The sequence below is a fragment of the Cryptosporangium phraense genome, assembly GCF_006912135.1.
Lineage (GTDB): Bacteria > Actinomycetota > Actinomycetes > Mycobacteriales > Cryptosporangiaceae > Cryptosporangium > Cryptosporangium phraense.
Map to the genome: position 1 here is coordinate 37254 of NZ_VIRS01000044.1, position 16623 is coordinate 53876.

The window sequence follows — 16623 nt, forward strand, 5'->3', positions numbered from 1 at the left end:
GCAGTCAGGATAGGGGACGTTCCGACGACGGGCGGGTGCGCCGCAACCAGAGCAGCCCGAGGATCGGCAAAATCAGCGGGACGAACCCGTAGCCGCTGCCGAATCCCGACCAGACCGCCGCGTCCGGGAAGTCGTCGGGCACCAGCAGGCTCGCCGTCCCGACCGCGAGGACGCCGAGCAGCTCCACCGAGCAGCACCCGACCGCGACCCGCCACCACCGGACGCCGTCCCGGGCCAGCGCCACGGTGGCCACGATGTAGACGATCCCGGCGAACGCCGAGAGCAGATAGGCCAGCGGGGCCTCGGAGAACTTCGTCGCGATCTGGACGCCGGCCCGGGCCGTGGCGGCCAGCGCGAACACCGCGTACACGGCGATCAGGATCCGGCCGGGGCCGTGCGCGGTCCCGGTGGCCTCAGGCATCCCACACCTGGTTCATCCGCAGGACGAGGACCGGGATCACCAGACAGGCGACGCCGACCACGCCGCTGGCCGATCGGTTCTTCTCCGACCAGGCCCAGAACCAGCCGACCGGGAGGATCACCAGCGAAGCGGCGAGGTAGCCGATGAACGTGGCGAGCTCGTCCGGCGTCCGGTCGGTGGCCAGCTTCACGACCGCGACGATCACCTGGACGACCAGCAGCGCCTCGAGCCCGGCGACGCCGATCAGCAGCGGCCGGTGCGGCGCCTTCCCGCGGAGCAGCTCGACGCCCGCCCACAGCGCCAGCACCAGCGCGACGACCGTCACCGCGGTCGCCAGCCCGTCGACCACTCTTCCCTCCTCAGCCCGTCATTCGGGCTGAACCTACTACGAAGCGTCGACGGTTCTCAGGCCGGTACGGCAGCGGGTACCGCGCCGAGCACGACGTCGAGCGCCGGAGCCGTGACCCCGGTCAGCCGGCCGAACGCGAACCGCCGCGGATGGGCCCGGCCGTGCCGGTCGAGCAGCGCGCCGGTGCCGCTCCAGCCGGCCAGCTCACCCCGCTCGGCCAGCGTGCGCAGCAGCGGGTCGGCGCTGGCCCGGAGCGGGCCGTCGGCGGTGTCGGGCTCGATCAGCGTCCGCGAGGCGACCGGGCCGAGGACGAACGCGGCCCGGGCCGCGTCCGGGCGGACGGGCTCGCCGGCCGGGTGCGGGATCGCGACGCCGGCCCGGATCAGCGCGGCCCGCCGTTCGGCCCAGGCCGGGCCCAGCGAAAGAGTCCACTCCGGACGGCCCGATGGGAGCAGGTGGATGCGCGGCTCGCCGCCGCTGGGGCGGTACTCGCCGTACGAGTAGTGGCCCCCGCGCCCGAGCGTCAGCGGGGCGATCAGGTCCCCGGTGAGCGCGCCGGCGTCCCGCAGCAGGACGTCGACCCCGGCTGGGACGTCGGTGAGGTCGATCGCGTCACCCTCGCGCGGACGGCGGTAGCGGAGTCCGTGCCAGTCGGCGAAGTCGGCCCGGGCCCACTGCTCGGGCGTCGGCCGGGTGCCGGGCCGGCCCTGGGCGAGCAGCACGACGTCGGCGTCGAGCGGGCACCCGGACGCCAGCGCCACCGACTGCGGACCGTCCGGCCCCCCGGCTGTGTCGACGAGGTCGACCGCCGTGGTGCGGTGCACCCGGACGGCGTCCGGCAACGGCCCCGGACGAGGATCGACGACGTCGATCTGCAGGGGTGACCCGGACGCGGTCAGCCGCTCGAGCAGGTCGGTTCCGCGGGAGCCCGCGCCGACCAGAACCACCCGGTGCATGTGCCTGCTCCTTCGCCGTTCCGGTAAGGGTGGCACCACGATACGTTATTCCTATTGAACCGATAGGAATAATCGGTCTATCCTGGGCATGTGAGTTCTCCCAGGTTCCGATGTCGCCGGTCGGCACTGACCGCTCCCGTACCCCTTTAGAGACGCCGTAGACCCGCGCCGGGTTGCGGCGGAGAAGGAAATTCTCATGCCCGCACCACTGAAGCTCGGCGTGCGCCTGCCGGTCGGCCGCACCGGCCGCCCTCAGCTCACTCCGTCCGTCCACCGCGACGCCGCGGTCGCGCAGGCCCGGCGGCTGACCGCGCTCGCCGACATCCTGGGGTTCGACTACGTGTTCAGCGGCGGCGACGCCGGCCTGTCCAGCGAGACGACGCTCGCGCTGCTCGGCGCGGCCCGGCGGCTCACGGTCGTCGCCCCGATCTCGGTCACCGCCTGGCACCCGGCGCTGCTGGCCCGGTTCGGGGCGGTGGCGGCCCGGCTCTCCGGCGGCCGGTTCGCCGTCGACCTGCGCAGCAGCCCGCACCCCGACGACCACCGGGTCGAGGAGTTCGCGCGGATCGTCCGGGAGCTCTGGGCCGGGAACGTCGTCGACGCCACCGGGCGGCACTTCACGGCCCGCGGGCTGCGGCCGAGCGTCCGGCCCGAGGTACCGCCGGAGATCGTCGTCTCCGGCGGCTGGCGGGCCGCCCAGCCGCTCGCCGCCCGCAGCGGCGACTGGTTCCTGCCCCGCGAGCTCGACGCCGAGGAGCAGGTCACCGCTCTTGCGTCGACCGGCCGACGGGTGGGGCTGGCCACCGAGTTGCACGTCGAGCGGCTGGACGCCGAGAGCCTGGCCGAGACGCTGACCGGCTACTCGCGGGCCGGCGTCGGGCTGGTCGTGCTCGACCTGCCCGACCCGGAGGCCGGCCTGCCGTTCGTCGCCCGCGAAGTCGTCCCGCTCGTGCGGGGAGTGCGTGGCGCGGTCGCCGTCTGATGTGGATGCGACGAGGGAACACGCCGGAGGCGCGCATCAACTCCCGTGTCGCGGGGTAACGACCCCAGCGACGCGGTCAACGGGCCGCAGCCGAGGAGGCACCGTGTTCATCGCCCTGTTAATCCTGGCGCTCGTCGCGGTCACCGGGGCCATGCTCACCGCGCTGCCGCGGATGGAGGTCCGGCTGACCGACGACCTCGCACCCCGCCCGGCCGAGGCCCCGACCGGAAACTCCTGACCGGGGCCCCGAGCCTCAGCTGAGCCAGGCGCCCTGGCGCATCACCCGGGTGAGCCTCAGCGACTCGTCCAGCACGACGAGGTCGGCGTCCAGGCCGGGCGCGATCGCCCCGCACCGGTCGGCCAGCCCGAGCAGGCGGGCCGGGGTGCCGGACGCGGCGACCGAGGCGTCGACCACCGACATCCCGACGTCGACGACCGCGCGCCGCACCGCCACGTCCATCGTCAGCGTGCTACCGGCCAGCGACCCGTTGGACGCCAGCCGGGCCTGCCCGTCGCTGACCACGACGTCCTGGCCACCGAGCACGTAGGTACCGTCACCGACGCCGGTCGCGTCGATCGCGTCGGTGACCAGCACGACCTCGTCCGGCCCGCGCAGCAGCAGCCGGGCCGCGGCCGGGTGGACGTGCACGCCGTCGTTGATCAGCTCCCGGGCCACGCCCGCGTCCAGCGCCGCCGGGACCGGGCCCGGTTCGCGGTGGTGCAGCCCGCGCATGCCGTTGAACGCGTGCGTGACCAGCGACGCCCCCCGCTCGAACGCCGACAGCGTCGTCGCGTAGTCGGCGTCGGTGTGCCCCACCGCGGCGATCACGCCCGCCGCGACCAGCTGCTCGATCGCCGCCGGGCCGCCGGGCCGCTCGGGCGCCACCGTGACCACCCGGACGCACCCGCGGCCGGCGTCCAGCAGCCGGTCCAGCGCCGCCGGGGTCGGGTCGAGGAGGTGGGCCGGGTTCTGGGCGCCGCAGCGGGCCGAGGCCAGGAACGGCCCCTCCAGGTGGGCACCGACCACGCCGGGCAGCGTCTTGACCGCGTCGGCGACCCAGGACAGCTGCGTCTCGAGCGCGTCCAGCGGGGCGGTGACCAGCGAGATCAGCGTCCGGGTGGTGCCCCGGGAGGCATGGAACGCCACGCCCGCGGCCAGGTCGTCGGCCGACGCGGTGAAGTCGTGCCCGCCGCCGCCGTGCACGTGCAGGTCGATGAATCCGGGCAGCACCCAGGCCCCGCCGAGATCGACGCCGGACGCCTCCCCGGAGCCGATCTCGGCGATCGAGGTTCCGTCGACCCGGACCCAGCCCGGATCCAGCACCCCGGACGGTGTGACCACCCGGGCGTTCGTCAGCAGCGTCATCGGGCCGCCGCCAGGGCCGAACGGAGCGTCCGGTGCTCGGCCGCGATCGACGCGGCCTCGCCCGGCTCCAGGCCGCGGGTCAGCACGAGCACCGCGGCCCGCGCGTTGCCGTCGCAAGCGTCCAGGGCCTCGAGCGCGTGCCCGTCCGGGCAGCCGACGATCTCGGCCACCAGCCCGGCACTGCGCGCCCGGAGCTTCGCGTTCGCGGGCACCACGTCGATCATCAGGTCGCCGTGCACCCGTCCGAGCTGCACCATCGCGACCGTGGTCATCGCGTCGAGCGCGAGTTTCGTCGTGGTGCCCGCGGTCAGCCGGGTGGAGCCGCGCAGCGCCTCCGGACCGACCGGGATCTCGACCGCCACGTCGGCGAGATCGGCCAGCGGCGAGCCCACCTGAGTGGTCACCGACACGACCGCGCCGCCGAGTTCGGCCGCCAGCCGGGCGGCCGCCAGCGTGTACGGCGTCCGGCCGCTGGCCGCGACCGCGACGAGGATGTCACCGGTGTCAAAGCCGGTTTCGAGGAGGTCGCGCCGGCCCGCGTCGAGGTCGTCCTCGTCGCCGTCGGTGCCGGTCAGGCCGCCCGGGCCACCGCCGGCGGTGCGGGCGACGACCCGGTCGACCGGCAGCCCGAACGTGCCCGGCAGCTCGGCCGCCTGGAGCACGGCCAGCCGGCCCGACGTGCCGGCGCCGATCAGCGTCAGCGTGCCGCCGTCGCCCATCCGGGCGGCGATCAGCTCAGCGGCGTCGGCAATGGCCCCCGACGCCGTGCGAACGGCGGGGACCACCCGCGTCTCGGCGTCGAGCAGGCGCTCGACGGCCGCGACCGCGGAGAGTTGGTCGAGGGGCACCTCAGTGGTCATCGGGTCTCGGTCACTTTCGACAGGCCGCGGGGGCGGTCCGGGTTCTCGCCGCGGTCGATCGCGACCTGCCAGGCGAGACGTTGCAGCGGCAGGATGTCGAGCACCGGGGAGAGCTCCGGGGGCACGCCGTCGCGGACGACCGGCAGGTCTTCCCCGACCACCAGCACGTCGGCGCCCGACGACCGGAGCTGGGACACGACCGGCGCCACCGCGGCCCCGCCCGCGTCCGGCGTCGCCACCGCGATCACCGGGACCCCGGAGTCGATCATCGCCAGCGGGCCGTGCAGCAGGTCGGCGGTGGAGAACGCCTGGGCCGAGAGGTAGCTGGTCTCCATCAGCTTGAGCGCGGCCTCGCGGGCGGTCGGGTAGCCGAAGCCGCGGCCGGTGGTGACCAGCCGCTCGGCGAACCGGTACCGGGCCGCGGCGCGAGCGACGTCGCCGGACGCCAGCGTGGCCGCCGCGGCGTCCGGGAGCGCGTCCGCCGACGACCCGCCGAGCAGCAGGTAGAGCGCCAGCAGCTCGGCCGTGTAGGTCTTGGTCGCGGCCACCGCCTGCTCGGCTCCGGCCCGCACGTCGACGTGGAACTCGGCCGCCGCGGCCAGGGCCGAGGACGGGTTGTTCGTGACCGCGACCGTCGTGGCCCCGCACTCCCCCGCGACCGTCATCGAGTCGACCAGGTCCGGCGACGCGCCCGACTGGCTCACGCCCAGGAACAGCACGTCACGCAGGTCGGGACGGCTGCCGTAGAGCGTCATCGACGACGGGGACGCCAGCCCGGCGGGCAGCCCGAGCCGGGTCTCGACCAGGTACTTCGCGTACAGCGCGGCGTGGTCGCTGGTGCCGCGGGCGGCCAGCATCACGAACCGAGGCGAGCGTTCCAGGATCGCCGAACTGGCCGACGAGATCCCGTCCGCGGCCGACAACAGCCCCGACAGGACCGTCGGCTGCTCGGAGATCTCCGCGGACATGAGCGCACCAGGCGCGGCATTCATCACGTACGTCATCCTTTCACCGCACCTGCGGTGAGCCCGCCGACCATCCGGCGCTGGACGAAAAGGAAGAAAATCAGGACCGGCAGCGTGAACAGCACCGACCCGGCCATCGCGCCGCCCCAGTCGTCGCCGAACGCGGTGCGGAACGTGGCCAGCCAGACCGGCAGCGTGTAGTGCTGAGGATCGCGCATGAACACGAACGCGTAGAGATACTCGTTCCACGCGGTGATGAACCCGAAGATCGACGTCGCGACCAGGCCCGGGCCGAGCAGCGGCAGCACCACCCGGCGGAACGCCTGCCAGCGGGTGCACCCGTCGACCAGCGCGGCCTCCTCGAGCTCCACCGGCACCGCGGCGACGAACCCGCGCAGCGTCCAGATCGTGAACGGCAGGATCGAGACGAAGTACACCATCACTAGCGCCGGGAGCCGGTTGAGCAGGTCGAACTGCCGGAACACCAGGAAGTACGGGATGAACAGGGCCTCGAACGGCGCCAGCTGCACGGCCAGGATCAGCACCAGGTAGGCCTTGCGCCCCCGGAACCGGAACCGGGCCACCGCCACCGACGCCAGCAGCGCGACCGCGGTCGAGAGCGCCACCGCGCTCAGCGTCACCAGCAGGCTGTTCCGGACGTAGGTCCAGAAGAACGGCCGGGAGAGCGCGGTGCCGAAGTGGTCGAGCGTCGGATGGGTCGGGAAGACCACCGGCGGGTCGCTCTGGATGTCGAGCGTCGGCAGGAACGCGGTCCGCAGCATCCAGTACGCGGGGAACGCGAAGAACAGGATCACGACCACCGCGAGCGCGTTGGGCCACGCCCGGCGTACGAGCCTCATTCGTCCAACTCCGTCCGCAGCATGTGTCGCAGGTACAGCACCATCGCGATCGCGAGCAGCGCGACCATCAGGACCGCGCCGGCCGCGGCCAGGCCGTACTGGCTCGACGCGATGCCCTGGTTGTAGAGGTAGACCGGCAGCGTGACCGTCGACCCGTCGGGCCCGCCCTGGCGGACCGCGAAGACCTGGGTGAAGACCTTGAAGTCCCAGATCGTCGAGAGGAACGCGAGCACGGTCAGGATCGGCCGGAGGATCGGCACGGTCACCGCGCGGAACGCCCGGAACCCGCTGGCGCCGTCCATCCGCGCGGCCTCGTAGTACTCCTCGGGGATCGTCAGCACCCCGGCCTGCACGGTGAACGCGACGAACGGCACCGCCTGCCAGACGATGATGATGACGATGACCGCGAACGTCGAGACGCCGGACGCGAACCAGTCGTGGCCCGGCGTGCCGAGCACGAAGTTCACGACACCGTAGGTCGAGTCGAACATCCACTGCCAGAGCGTCGTCGCGGTGACGATCGGGATCGCCCAGGCCAGCACCAGCGAGATCGAGACCGCGATCGTCATCTTCCGGCCCAGCCGCACCAGCAGCAGGCCGATGCCGGTGCCGAGCGCCATCGTGAGCCCGACGCAGACCGCGGTGAACGCGACCGTCCGCACGACCACGTGCCAGAACTCGGGATCGCCGAGCAGCGACGTGTAGTTGTCGAAGCCGGTGTAGACCGTCGCCCGGCGGACCAGCTCACCGAAGCCGAGCTGCTGGAACGACATCCGGAACAGCAGGAACACCGGGTAGACGAACAGCGCGGCCAGCGCGACCAGGCTCGGGATCAGCAGGACGTAGGGCAGCGGCTCCCGCCGCCCCCTCCCCGGCGGCCGGGGAGCCGGCTCCGGCGAGAGCTCCGGGGCCGGCCGAGTCACTGTCGGCACGGTCATGGCACTCCTTACATGAGGATGTTCCGCCGGACCCCCCGTGGGTCCGGCGGAACACCCGGTCAGCGGACGGCGATCAACTCGCCTTACCCATGGTTTCCGTGATCGACGTGCTGGCTTCCTTGGACGCGGTGGCCACGTCGGTGCCGCGGAGCACCTTGGTCATCGCGTTCTTGATCGGGTTGGTACCGGCTTCCACCGCGGCCCAGGCCGGGGTGACCGGGGTGACCTTGCCGCCGTTGGTCGCCGCCGCGGCCATGACCTTGGCCGCCTCGTTGTCGCCGTAGATCGTGTCGCCGAGGTTGGTCAGCGCCGGGACGACGCCGTTCGCGGCCAGCTCCTTCTGGTACTTGTCGCTGAGCATCAGCTTCAGCCAGTCGGTCGCCGCGTCGACGTTCTTGCTGCCCGCCGCCACCGCGAGGTTCGAACCACCGAGGAACACCGGGGCCGGGCCGGTCGGGCCGGGGATCTCGAACGTGCCGATGTCGTCCTTCAGCTTGGGGTCACCGCCGTCGGGGGCGGTCGCGGTGCCGATCTCCCAGGGCAGGCCGATGAACATCGCCACGTGGCCCTTGGCGAACACCGTGGACTGCTGCGGGTTGGCCTCGTCCTGGTCGACCGGGGCCTTCGAGAGCGCCTTGTAGACCTTCGCGTAGTCCTCGAAGCCCTTCTGCGCCTCGGGGCTGTCGAGCGTGCCGGTCCACTTGCCGCCCTCGTCCTTGGCGACGTCCCCGCCGTTCGCCCAGACCCACGACAGCAGCGTGTACCAGGACTGACCGGGCAGGTAGAGCGCCTGGAACTGCTTGTCCGAGGCGTACGAGGTCTTCAGTTTCTGACCGGCGGCGATGAACTCGTCGATGGTCTTCGGCGGGGCCGTGATGCCGGCCTTGGCGAACATGCTCTTGCGGTAGACCACGATGCGGTTCGCCGCGTAGAACGGCGTCGCGTAGGTCTTGCCGTCCTTCTCGCCGGTGGCGGCCAGGCCGTCGAGCCAGTTGCCGCCGTTCAGGTCGTTCTTCTTGCCCGAGAGGTCGGCCAGCGCGTTCGAGTCGACGAACAGCGGGGCCTGGGTGTTGCCGAGCTCCACGATGTCGGGCGGGTTGTTGCCGGCCAGCGACGTCTTGAGCTTGTCCTGGATGCCGTCCCACTGCTGGACCTGATAGTCGACCGTCCAGCCGGAGTGCGACTTGGTGAAGTCGGTGTTGATCTCGTCGACCAGCGTGTCCGGCGCCGAGCCGGTCATCAGCCAGACGGTGAGCTTCTTCGACCCGCCGTCCCCGCTGCCACTGTCGTCGCTGCTGCTACAGCCCGCTAACGCCAGGGACGCGGTGACCAGCGCCGCGATCCCCACGGTCAACGTTCGGCGAACGCCCACGTCGCCTCCTCGCTCGGTTGTTCGGTACGGCGAGTGGTCCATACCGGTCTAGCCCGGGAGATTGGCACTTCCCCCGTTGCCCGTCAAGAGTTCATTTCGGTAACGCTGCGGTCAGTGACCGGCGCCGGTGAGTAGCTCGGCTGCGACCTGCAGGTTCGGTCGTCCGGCTCCGCCGACGAACACGCGCTGTCCCGGGAGCGCGACGTCCGGTCGCGGCAGCCCGAGGTCGACGAGGACCGCATCCGGCCGCTGCCCGTAGATGGTTCGCCAGGCGGCCGTCTGCCACTCGTGCATCACGACGTCTCGTCCGATCACGACGACCGGCGAACCGTCGGCGGTAGGCAGGGTCTCGGCGCCGTACCGCAGATCCCCACTGGACAGACGATGGACCTGTCGGGGCTCAATACCGAGCCGGCGCAACGGCTCGGCCAGGTCCCAATGAGCCTCGCCGACGGCCAGGTTCGACTCCCCGCGCAACTCGATCACCACGGGTGGCCCGGCCAGCGGCCCGTGCAGCCCACGGGTGAAAGCGGCTCGCCGAGCGGCCAGCAGCCCCGGATCGGTGCCGCCGGGCTCATCGTCGCCACCACCGGGCGCGGAGGCCGGGGCGGAGCGGATTCGGGTCGACAGGGCCTCGACGCGGTCGGCGGCCTGTTCCAGCCGGGCCCGCGCCAGCGAGCCGTCCTCGACCGCAGCCGCGATCGCGGCCCGGACGCGCCGGTACAGCCCTTCCCCGCCGACCGCGCCGAGGCAGAGTGCGTCCGCGCCCGCCCGCAGCGCGGCGACCGCGCCGGCCGGTTCGCCGACGCCGTCTCGGATCGCGCCCATGTCGAGCGCGTCGGTCACGACGACCCCGTCGTAACCGAGTTCGGTACGGAGTACGTCGGTGAGCAGCCGACGGCTCATCGTCGCCGGCGTGTCGTCGAGCGCGCGCACGACGACGTGCGCGGTCATGATCGAGTCGACTCCGGCCTCGATCGCGGCGACGAACGGCGGCAGGTGGACGTCCCGCCACTCGCGTTCGCTCAGTTCCACCACCGGCAGCCCGTGGTGCGAGTCGGCGACCGTGTCGCCGTGGCCGGGAAAGTGTTTCGCACAGGCGGCCGTTCCGGTGGCCTGTAACGCCCGGATCCAGGCTGCCCCTTGGCGCGCGACCACCCCGGTCGACGCGCCGAACGACCGCACCCCGATCACCGGGTTCTCCGGCGCCGAGTTGACGTCGACGTCCGGCGCGAGGTTCCAGCCCACCCCGGCGGCCCGCAGGCCGAGGCCGATCCGGGTCGCCACCGCGGCTGTCAGTTCGACGTCGTCCACGGCGCCGAGCACGTAGTTGCCCGGCGTCGGACTGCCGTTGCGGTAGTGCAGCCGGGTGACGTCGCCGCCCTCCTCGTCCACCGCCAGCACGATGTCGGACTCGGCGTGCAGCAGCGTGGCCAGGCGGGACGCGTCGGTATCGGTCCGGAGGTTCTGGCCGTAGAGGACCACTCCCCCGAGGCCGGGCGCGGCCCGGCGCAGCCACTCCGGCGGGTCGGGTTCCTCGAACCCGACGAGCAGCACTCGGTCTATCGGATCGGTCACGGGGCTCCCTTGGGTGGCGCGATGTCGAGCGACGCCCGCAGCTGGTACCGGTCGGCCCGGTACGTGGAGACGACGTACTCGACCGGCACCGCGCCCGCCCACGACCGGCGTTGCAGCCGCAGGACCGCGCTGCCGGGCGTGAGCGCGAGGATCTCGGCGTCGCCCCGGTCGGCGATGCCGGCCTCGATCACCTGGTCACCGCGGTCGAGCACGAGGCCGTACTCGCCGGCCAGCAACTGGTACAGCGAGCGGTCGGCCAGCGACTGGTCGAGCAGCCCCGGCACCAGCCGCGCGGGCAGGTGCGAGCGCTCCAGCGCCATCGGCACCCCGTCAGCCGTGCGCAGTCTCTCGACGACGTACAGCGGCGCCCCGGCCTCGACGCCGAGCTCGCGGGCGACCGCGGCCGGTGCGTCGATCGAGCGCCGGCCCAGGTCGCGCGCGCCGGGGATCATCCCGCGGGCCCGCATGTCCTCGCTGAACGACGTCAGCTGCAGCGGCATGTCGATCTTCGGCCGGGCGACGAACGTGCCCCGGCCCTGGACGCGGTACAGCTTCCCCTCGCTGACCAGGTGCTCGATCGCCTGCCGGGCGGTCATCCGGGACAGGTTGTAGCGGGCCGCGAGCTCCCGTTCGCTCGGCACCGGCGCGTCGACGGTGAGTTCCCGCTCGATCAGGTCGAGCAGGATCTCGCGCAGCTGGTAGTACTTCGGGATCGGGCTGCGCGCGTCGATCACGTTCGATCCCTCGGCGGGTGTGTTCACGGCGCTCAGCATGGCCTCCGGCGGCGACGGTATCTGGTCCAGCCCGGACTAGACCACTTCACGCGGGCGTCCGTCAAGCGTCCGGCTGCCACACTGGGGCGATGCTCCCGGCCCTGATCGCTCGTTATGCCGACCGATTGCACGCGGCGATCGGATCCGACCACCACGTCGCCTCCCCGCTCGGCGCCTGGCTGGTGCTGGCCCTGGCCGCGGGCGCGCGTCCGGATCCGGCTCTCGAGGACGCGCTCGGCTGCTCGGCCGCCGACGCCCGCGGGTACGCGTCCGCATTGCTGGAGAAGCCCCACCCGGCGGTCGGCGCGGCCGCGGCCGTCTGGACCAGGGCGGACCGCCGGACGCCTGCGCTGCAGGCGTGGGAGGCCGGGCTGAGCGCCGCGGTCGAGCGCGGGCCGGTCCCGTCCCAGGCCGACGCGGACGCCTGGACCGCCGGACGCACCGGCGGGCTGATCGAGAAGTTCCCGCTCCCGCTCGACGCGCAGACGGTCCTGGTGCTGGCGTCGGCGCTGGCCACCGACGTGGACTGGGCCGAGCCGTTCGAGGACGTCCCGGCGAGCGCGCTCGGCCGGACCGACTGGGAGCTGACGACCGTGCTGCGGTCGGCGCCGACGCACCAGGCCTGGATCGCGGCCGACCCGGAGGCCGGCGACATCGCGGTGCACCGTGCGGCGAGCGGCGACGCGGAGCCGATCTCGGTCGTATCGGTGATCGCGGCGCCGGACGTGCCGCCGCTCACCGTGCTGCGCGCGGCCCACCGGGCGGCGGACGACGACCGGCGCTCGCTGTTCGACCTGCCACTCGGCGACGGCCACGCCTGGACGCTGGCCGAGGAGCCGGTCCGGACGACGTCCCGGACCGGCCGGGAGGAGCGCTGCGAGGCGATCCTCCCGGCCTGGGACGCCGAGAGCACGCACGACCTGATGGACGCAGGCTTCCGGGAGGCGGCCGCGGCGCTGTTCTCGCTGCTCGCGCCGGAGGACGACCTCGAGGCCGAGGCCGTCCAGACCGCGCTGGCCCGGTACACGAAGACCGGCTTCGCGGCGGCCGCGGTCACCGCGCTGGGCGTCCGGAGCCTGTCGTACGTCGAACCGCGGGACGGGGTGCGCCGCACCGCGACCCTGCGTTTCGGTCGCCCGTACGCAGTGGTCGCGGTGGCCAATCAGCCCGGTGGCCCCTGGGACCGCGTCCCGGTGTTCTCGGCCTGGGTCACCCAACCCTCCGGCCCTACACCCCCCACCCACCCACCCAGAACCTGAATTTCATGCCATCCATATGGTCTTGACGTTGCAGAACTCGCGAATGCCCTGGTGGGAGAGCTCGCGCCCGTAGCCGGACGTCTTGATACCGCCGAACGGGAGCTCGGGGTACGACGTGACCATCCCGTTGACGAACACCGCACCGGCCTCGAGGTCGGTCACGAACCGCTCCTGCTCGGCCGGGTCGGTCGTCCAGGCGTTGGACCCGAGGCCGAAGTCGGTGGAGTTCGCGACCTCGATCGCCTCCTCGTAGGAGTTCACCCGGTACAGGCCGGCGACCGGGCCGAAAACCTCCTCGTCGTACATCCGCATGTCCTTCGTGAGGCCGGCGACCACGGTCGGCGGGTACCACCAGCCGGGCTGGTCGGGCGCCTGGCCGCCGGTGAGCACGGTCGCGCCGTGCGCCTTCGCGTCCGCGACCAGCTCTTCGACGTCCCGGCGTCCCTGCTCGGTGGCGAGCGGACCGACGTCGGTCTTCTCGTCCATCGGGTCACCGACGACGAGCGCGGCCATCCGCTCGACGAACGCGGTCGCGAACGCGTCGTAGACGTCGGTGTGGACGATGAACCGCTTGGCGGCGATGCACGACTGACCGTTGTTCTGGCACCGGGCGGTGACCGCGACCTCGGCGGCCTTCTGCACGTCGGCACTCGGCATCACGACGAACGGGTCGCTGCCGCCCAGCTCCAGCACGGTCTTCTTCAGCTCGCGGCCGGCGATCGCGGCGACCGCCTTGCCCGCGCCCTCGCTACCGGTGAGCGTGGCGGCTGTCACTCGCTTGTCTTTGAGGACCGCTTCGACCTGCGCCGATCCGATCAGCAGGGTCTGGAACGACCCCTCCGGGAAGCCGGCCCGGCGGAACAGGTCCTCCATGAACAGCGCGGTCTGCGGCACGTTCGACGCGTGCTTGAGCAGCCCGACGTTGCCCGCCATCAGCGCCGGGGCGGCGAACCGCATCGCCTGCCAGAGCGGGAAGTTCCAGGGCATGACCGCGAGCACCGGGCCCAGCGGCTGGTAGCGCACGTAGGCCTGGCGGGCCTTGACCAGCGCCGGGTCGATCGGTTCGTCGGCCAGGAACTGCTCGGCGTGCTTGGCATAGAACCGGCAGGCCGTCGCGCACTTGGCGGTCTCGGCCTTCGCCGCGGTCAGCGTCTTGCCCATCTCGACGGTCATCACGCGGGCGATCTCGTCGCGCTCGGCGTCCAGGATGTCGGCGGCGGCGCGGAGCCAGGTCGCGCGCTGCTCGAACGTCGTCCGTCGCAGGGTCTCGAACGCGGTCGCGGCGCGGGCCAGGCTCGTCTCGATGTCCGCATCGGTGAGCGGGTCGTAGGTCTTGAGGACCCGGCCGTCGGTCGGGTCGATCGTCGCGATCGCCACGGAGCGCCTCCTCGTTGTTCGGTGTCGCGTTCGACGTACCCAGGCCGACCCGCCGTGAACGGTCCTCTTAAATGTTCCAAATCGGTACTACCGTCACTTTTAGGTACAAAAGTGACTCGGAGAGTGCCGTGCGTCTACGTCTCGCGATCTGTGTCCTAGTTTCCCTCCTGGGCGGAGCGTTGGTGGTCGCTCCAGGCGTTGCCCGCGCTGACGGGTGTGTCGATGCGACCACCGGATTCGACTGCGACTTCGCGGCCCGCCTGGCCCGGGTGCAGAAGTACGTGGAGAGCCGGCCCGGGTATACCGGGGTCGCGGTGTCCGACGGCTGGCGCGACCGGGTCTGGCGCAACGAGTACGCCGACCGGCCGATCTACGCCGCCTCCACCGCGAAGCTGGCGATCGCGCTCGACATCCTGATGCGCCGCCACCGGGGTGAGGTCCAACTGTCCACCGACGACTGGCGCTGGCTCTACGCGGCGCTGGTGAGCAGCGACAACGGGGCCGCGAACCACCTCTGGAACCGGTATGGCGGCGCGTCGATGGTCGACCGTTGGAAGGACTACGGGATGACCGAGACCGGGTTCGTGCCCGGCCTCGAGCGGCACTGGGGCTCGATGAAGACGACCGCGGCCGACCTGCGCCGGCTGGTCCGGTACGTGGTGCGCGAGACGCCCAGCGAGGTGCGTCGCTACCTGATGGCGCGGATGCGCGGGGTGGCCGACAACCAGCAGTGGGGCGTGTGGTCGGCTGGGTCGGGCTGGGTGCGCGGCAACAAGAACGGCTGGTTCCGGTACCGGGCCGGGTGGGTGCTCAACTCGGTCGGCTGGGTGGGGGCTCATCAGCGGTATCTCGTCGCGGTGATGGCCGATCAACGCTCCCGCGGGACCTACGCCTCCGGGGTGGAGACCACGTCCGAGGTCGCCCGCATCCTGTTCGCCTAGCCGGGGAGAGTGAACCAGAACGTGCTGCCGCCGCCGGGGTTGTCGTCGACGCCGATCGTGCCGCCGTGGCGTTCGATCACCCGGCGGCAGATCGCCAGGCCCAGCCCGCTGCCGGAGTAGCCGCCGCTGCCCGCGCCCCGCTGGAACGCGTCGAAGACGCCGGCGCGCTCGGCGGCCGGGAGGCCGATCCCCCGGTCGGCGACCTCGATCCGCCAGCCGCTCCCGACCCACCGCCCGGTCACCGACACCCGCGGCGGCTGACCCGGTGCTGTGTACTTGAGCGCGTTGCCGATCAGGTTGTCGAGCACCTGCCGGATCATGTTCGCGTCCCCCGACACCACCGGCAGCTCCCCCACCACGACCCGCCGCGGATCGGCGTCCAGCCGGGCGGTCCGCTCCGTGACCACGTCCGCCACCAGGCGTCCGAGGTCGACCTCGGTCCGGCGGAGCTCGACCTGGTCCGCGGTCGCGTACCCGAGCAGGTCGGTCAGCATCCGGTCGGTGCGGGCGACCGCCGACCGCGCCCGGCCGAGAAACTCCGCGCTCTGCGCGTCGAGCTCGCCGTCGTCGGCCAGCACCTCCAGGTAGGCGGACGCGGCGGTGAGCGGCGTCCGGAGGTCGTGCGCCGCGACCCCGGCGAAGCCGGCCAGCTCGTTCTCCCGACGACGTAGTGCTCGCTCGACGTCCTCGCGCCGGGCGACGTCGGCCCGCAGCGCCGCCGTAGCGCGGTCGACGTCGGCCAGCGCGCGGGCGCGGGAGTGGCTGAGCGTGCCGACGAGCGAGGCCAGGAGCAGGGCGATCAGCGTGCCGGCGACGAGGACGACCGTGTCGAGGGTGCCGTCGGGGTGGACGTAGCCGTCGATGGGGGCGACGGTGAGGAGCCAGGTGCGGCCGGCGACGTCGACGCGGCGGTGCTGTGCGTTCGTGTTCGTGTTTTCGGCGGTGACCGGGCTGGTGGCGCTGGCCGGGCCGGAGGCCGGGCTGGTGGCGGAGGCGCCGCTGGTCGTTGGCGTGCCGGGGGGCCAGCTGGCGACCCGCTGCGAGGTCGAACCCTGAACGTCGCGGAGCTCGACCCGGACCTGGCCTGCAGCCGCGCGTTGCAGGGTCCGCTGGAGGAAGTCCTGGCCACGCATGCCCAGGACCAGCCACCCGCGGAGCTCACCGGTCCCGGCGTTCCCGAGCAACCGGACCGGCGACGCGACCACGAACGACAGCTGGCGCCGGGCGGCCGGCACCTGTTCGACGTCCCGGCGGAGGACGTAGGTCGCGCTGGCGGTGGGTTTGCCCCGTCGCAAGGCGAGGTCCATGGCTTGGCGGGCGGCCGGGATGGCCCCGGCGTCCCGTCCGATCCGAGCCGCGGTCCCGTCGAGCGTCCGGTTCAACACGACATACCGATGAGGCAGAGCCAGCACCCCGAGCGCGGAACCGGGCGCGGAACCCGGCGCAGAGCCGGGCGCGGAACCCGGCGCGGAACCGGGCGCGGAACCGGGCGCGGAACCGGGCGCGGCGCCGGGCGCGAGCGGGTCGGCGCGGCCTTCCGGGCCGCCCGCAGGCGGCCCCGCGGGCGGCCCGGAAGGCGCAGGCGTGGCCTGCGCGGGCAGCGTGGACCCGCCAGGCGCGGACCCG

The 16623-nt window shown here is 72.7% G+C and carries 17 protein-coding genes; 4 read left to right on the top strand and 13 right to left on the bottom strand.

Translation table 11 applies throughout. The features are described from left to right. Window positions 1-4: 4 nt before the first annotated feature. From FL583_RS35755 to FL583_RS35765, 3 genes are read right to left on the bottom strand one after another with little or no spacing between them, the layout of a single operon-like run. Window positions 5-421, bottom strand: a complete 417-nt coding sequence (locus FL583_RS35755) for a hypothetical protein (RefSeq protein ID WP_142709334.1) — start codon at window positions 419-421, stop codon at window positions 5-7. Further along, window positions 414-770 (bottom strand): hypothetical protein, encoded by a 357-nt coding sequence (locus tag FL583_RS35760; protein WP_142709335.1) that lies wholly within the window; start codon window positions 768-770, stop codon window positions 414-416. Before FL583_RS35760 ends, FL583_RS35755 begins: the two co-directional genes overlap by 8 nt. A gap of 56 nt (window positions 771-826) precedes the next feature. Continuing rightward, entirely contained in the window at window positions 827-1726 is a 900-nt protein-coding gene (locus tag FL583_RS35765; RefSeq protein WP_142709336.1) for an FAD/NAD(P)-binding protein, read from the bottom strand. A 196-nt stretch (window positions 1727-1922) separates the two neighbouring features. Here FL583_RS35765 and FL583_RS35770 point away from each other — a divergent pair, with 196 nt between their 5' ends. After that, a complete protein-coding gene (locus FL583_RS35770; protein WP_142709337.1) occupies window positions 1923-2708 on the top strand; it encodes an LLM class flavin-dependent oxidoreductase in 786 nt (261 codons plus the stop codon). 103 nt (window positions 2709-2811) lie between these two features. After that, window positions 2812-2946 (top strand): hypothetical protein, encoded by a 135-nt coding sequence (locus FL583_RS42655; protein WP_276611667.1) that lies wholly within the window; start codon window positions 2812-2814, stop codon window positions 2944-2946. 15 nt (window positions 2947-2961) lie between these two features. Here the strand turns inward: FL583_RS42655 and nagA are convergent, their stop codons facing one another. From nagA to FL583_RS35810, 8 genes are all read right to left on the bottom strand, one after another. Further along, window positions 2962-4074, bottom strand: a complete 1113-nt coding sequence (gene nagA, locus FL583_RS35775; RefSeq protein WP_142709338.1) for an N-acetylglucosamine-6-phosphate deacetylase — start codon at window positions 4072-4074, stop codon at window positions 2962-2964. Then, entirely contained in the window at window positions 4071-4934 is an 864-nt protein-coding gene (locus FL583_RS35780) for an N-acetylmuramic acid 6-phosphate etherase (RefSeq protein WP_142709339.1), read from the bottom strand. The genes nagA and FL583_RS35780 overlap by 4 nt, the downstream gene beginning before the upstream one ends. Further along, entirely contained in the window at window positions 4931-5938 is a 1008-nt protein-coding gene (locus FL583_RS35785; RefSeq protein ID WP_205752752.1) for an SIS domain-containing protein, read from the bottom strand. The genes FL583_RS35780 and FL583_RS35785 overlap by 4 nt, the downstream gene beginning before the upstream one ends. Beyond that, on the bottom strand, window positions 5935-6759 hold the full coding sequence (locus FL583_RS35790; protein WP_142709340.1) for a carbohydrate ABC transporter permease: 825 nt from the start codon (window positions 6757-6759) through the stop codon (window positions 5935-5937). The genes FL583_RS35785 and FL583_RS35790 overlap by 4 nt, the downstream gene beginning before the upstream one ends. Continuing rightward, complete coding sequence (locus FL583_RS35795) at window positions 6756-7697, bottom strand: carbohydrate ABC transporter permease (RefSeq protein ID WP_205752753.1); 942 nt, start codon at window positions 7695-7697, stop codon at window positions 6756-6758. The genes FL583_RS35790 and FL583_RS35795 overlap by 4 nt, the downstream gene beginning before the upstream one ends. A gap of 73 nt (window positions 7698-7770) precedes the next feature. Beyond that, window positions 7771-9069 (bottom strand): extracellular solute-binding protein, encoded by a 1299-nt coding sequence (locus FL583_RS35800; protein WP_205752754.1) that lies wholly within the window; start codon window positions 9067-9069, stop codon window positions 7771-7773. Between the two features lie 111 nt (window positions 9070-9180). Then, window positions 9181-10647: a glycoside hydrolase family 3 protein gene (locus FL583_RS35805; protein WP_170324046.1), complete on the bottom strand. Its 1467-nt coding sequence runs from the start codon at window positions 10645-10647 to the stop codon at window positions 9181-9183. After that, entirely contained in the window at window positions 10644-11408 is a 765-nt protein-coding gene (locus FL583_RS35810) for a GntR family transcriptional regulator (protein ID WP_205752755.1), read from the bottom strand. Before FL583_RS35810 ends, FL583_RS35805 begins: the two co-directional genes overlap by 4 nt. Before the next feature lie 101 nt (window positions 11409-11509). Between FL583_RS35810 and FL583_RS35815 the strand changes: the two genes are divergently transcribed. After that, window positions 11510-12679: a serpin family protein gene (locus FL583_RS35815; protein ID WP_142709343.1), complete on the top strand. Its 1170-nt coding sequence runs from the start codon at window positions 11510-11512 to the stop codon at window positions 12677-12679. Window positions 12680-12682: 3 nt separating this feature from the next. Here the strand turns inward: FL583_RS35815 and FL583_RS35820 are convergent, their stop codons facing one another. After that, window positions 12683-14056, bottom strand: coding sequence for an NADP-dependent succinic semialdehyde dehydrogenase (locus tag FL583_RS35820; RefSeq protein WP_142709344.1), 1374 nt, complete (start codon window positions 14054-14056; stop codon window positions 12683-12685). 182 nt (window positions 14057-14238) lie between these two features. Here FL583_RS35820 and FL583_RS35825 point away from each other — a divergent pair, with 182 nt between their 5' ends. Continuing rightward, window positions 14239-14997, top strand: a complete 759-nt coding sequence (locus FL583_RS35825; protein ID WP_170324048.1) for a serine hydrolase — start codon at window positions 14239-14241, stop codon at window positions 14995-14997. Here the strand turns inward: FL583_RS35825 and FL583_RS35830 are convergent. Continuing rightward, window positions 14994-16623: sensor histidine kinase (locus tag FL583_RS35830; protein ID WP_205752756.1), on the bottom strand; the 1630-nt coding region annotated here is incomplete at its 5' end. The two genes, FL583_RS35825 and FL583_RS35830, sit on opposite strands and share 4 nt — an antisense overlap.

What these genes read in the sequence shown, in the direction of transcription:
- FL583_RS35795 (WP_205752753.1), bottom strand. Translation starts at nt 7,697, where the DNA reads ATGACCGTGCCGACAGTGACTCGGCCGGCCCCGGAGCTCTCGCCGGAG.
- FL583_RS35755 (WP_142709334.1), bottom strand. Translation starts at nt 421, where the DNA reads ATGCCTGAGGCCACCGGGACCGCGCACGGCCCCGGCCGGATCCTGATC.
- FL583_RS35770 (WP_142709337.1), top strand. Translation starts at nt 1,923, where the DNA reads ATGCCCGCACCACTGAAGCTCGGCGTGCGCCTGCCGGTCGGCCGCACC.
- FL583_RS35815 (WP_142709343.1), top strand. Translation starts at nt 11,510, where the DNA reads ATGCTCCCGGCCCTGATCGCTCGTTATGCCGACCGATTGCACGCGGCG.
- FL583_RS35785 (WP_205752752.1), bottom strand. Translation starts at nt 5,938, where the DNA reads ATGACGTACGTGATGAATGCCGCGCCTGGTGCGCTCATGTCCGCGGAG.
- FL583_RS35765 (WP_142709336.1), bottom strand. Translation starts at nt 1,726, where the DNA reads ATGCACCGGGTGGTTCTGGTCGGCGCGGGCTCCCGCGGAACCGACCTG.
- FL583_RS35780 (WP_142709339.1), bottom strand. Translation starts at nt 4,934, where the DNA reads ATGACCACTGAGGTGCCCCTCGACCAACTCTCCGCGGTCGCGGCCGTC.
- nagA (WP_142709338.1), bottom strand. Translation starts at nt 4,074, where the DNA reads ATGACGCTGCTGACGAACGCCCGGGTGGTCACACCGTCCGGGGTGCTG.
- FL583_RS35790 (WP_142709340.1), bottom strand. Translation starts at nt 6,759, where the DNA reads ATGAGGCTCGTACGCCGGGCGTGGCCCAACGCGCTCGCGGTGGTCGTG.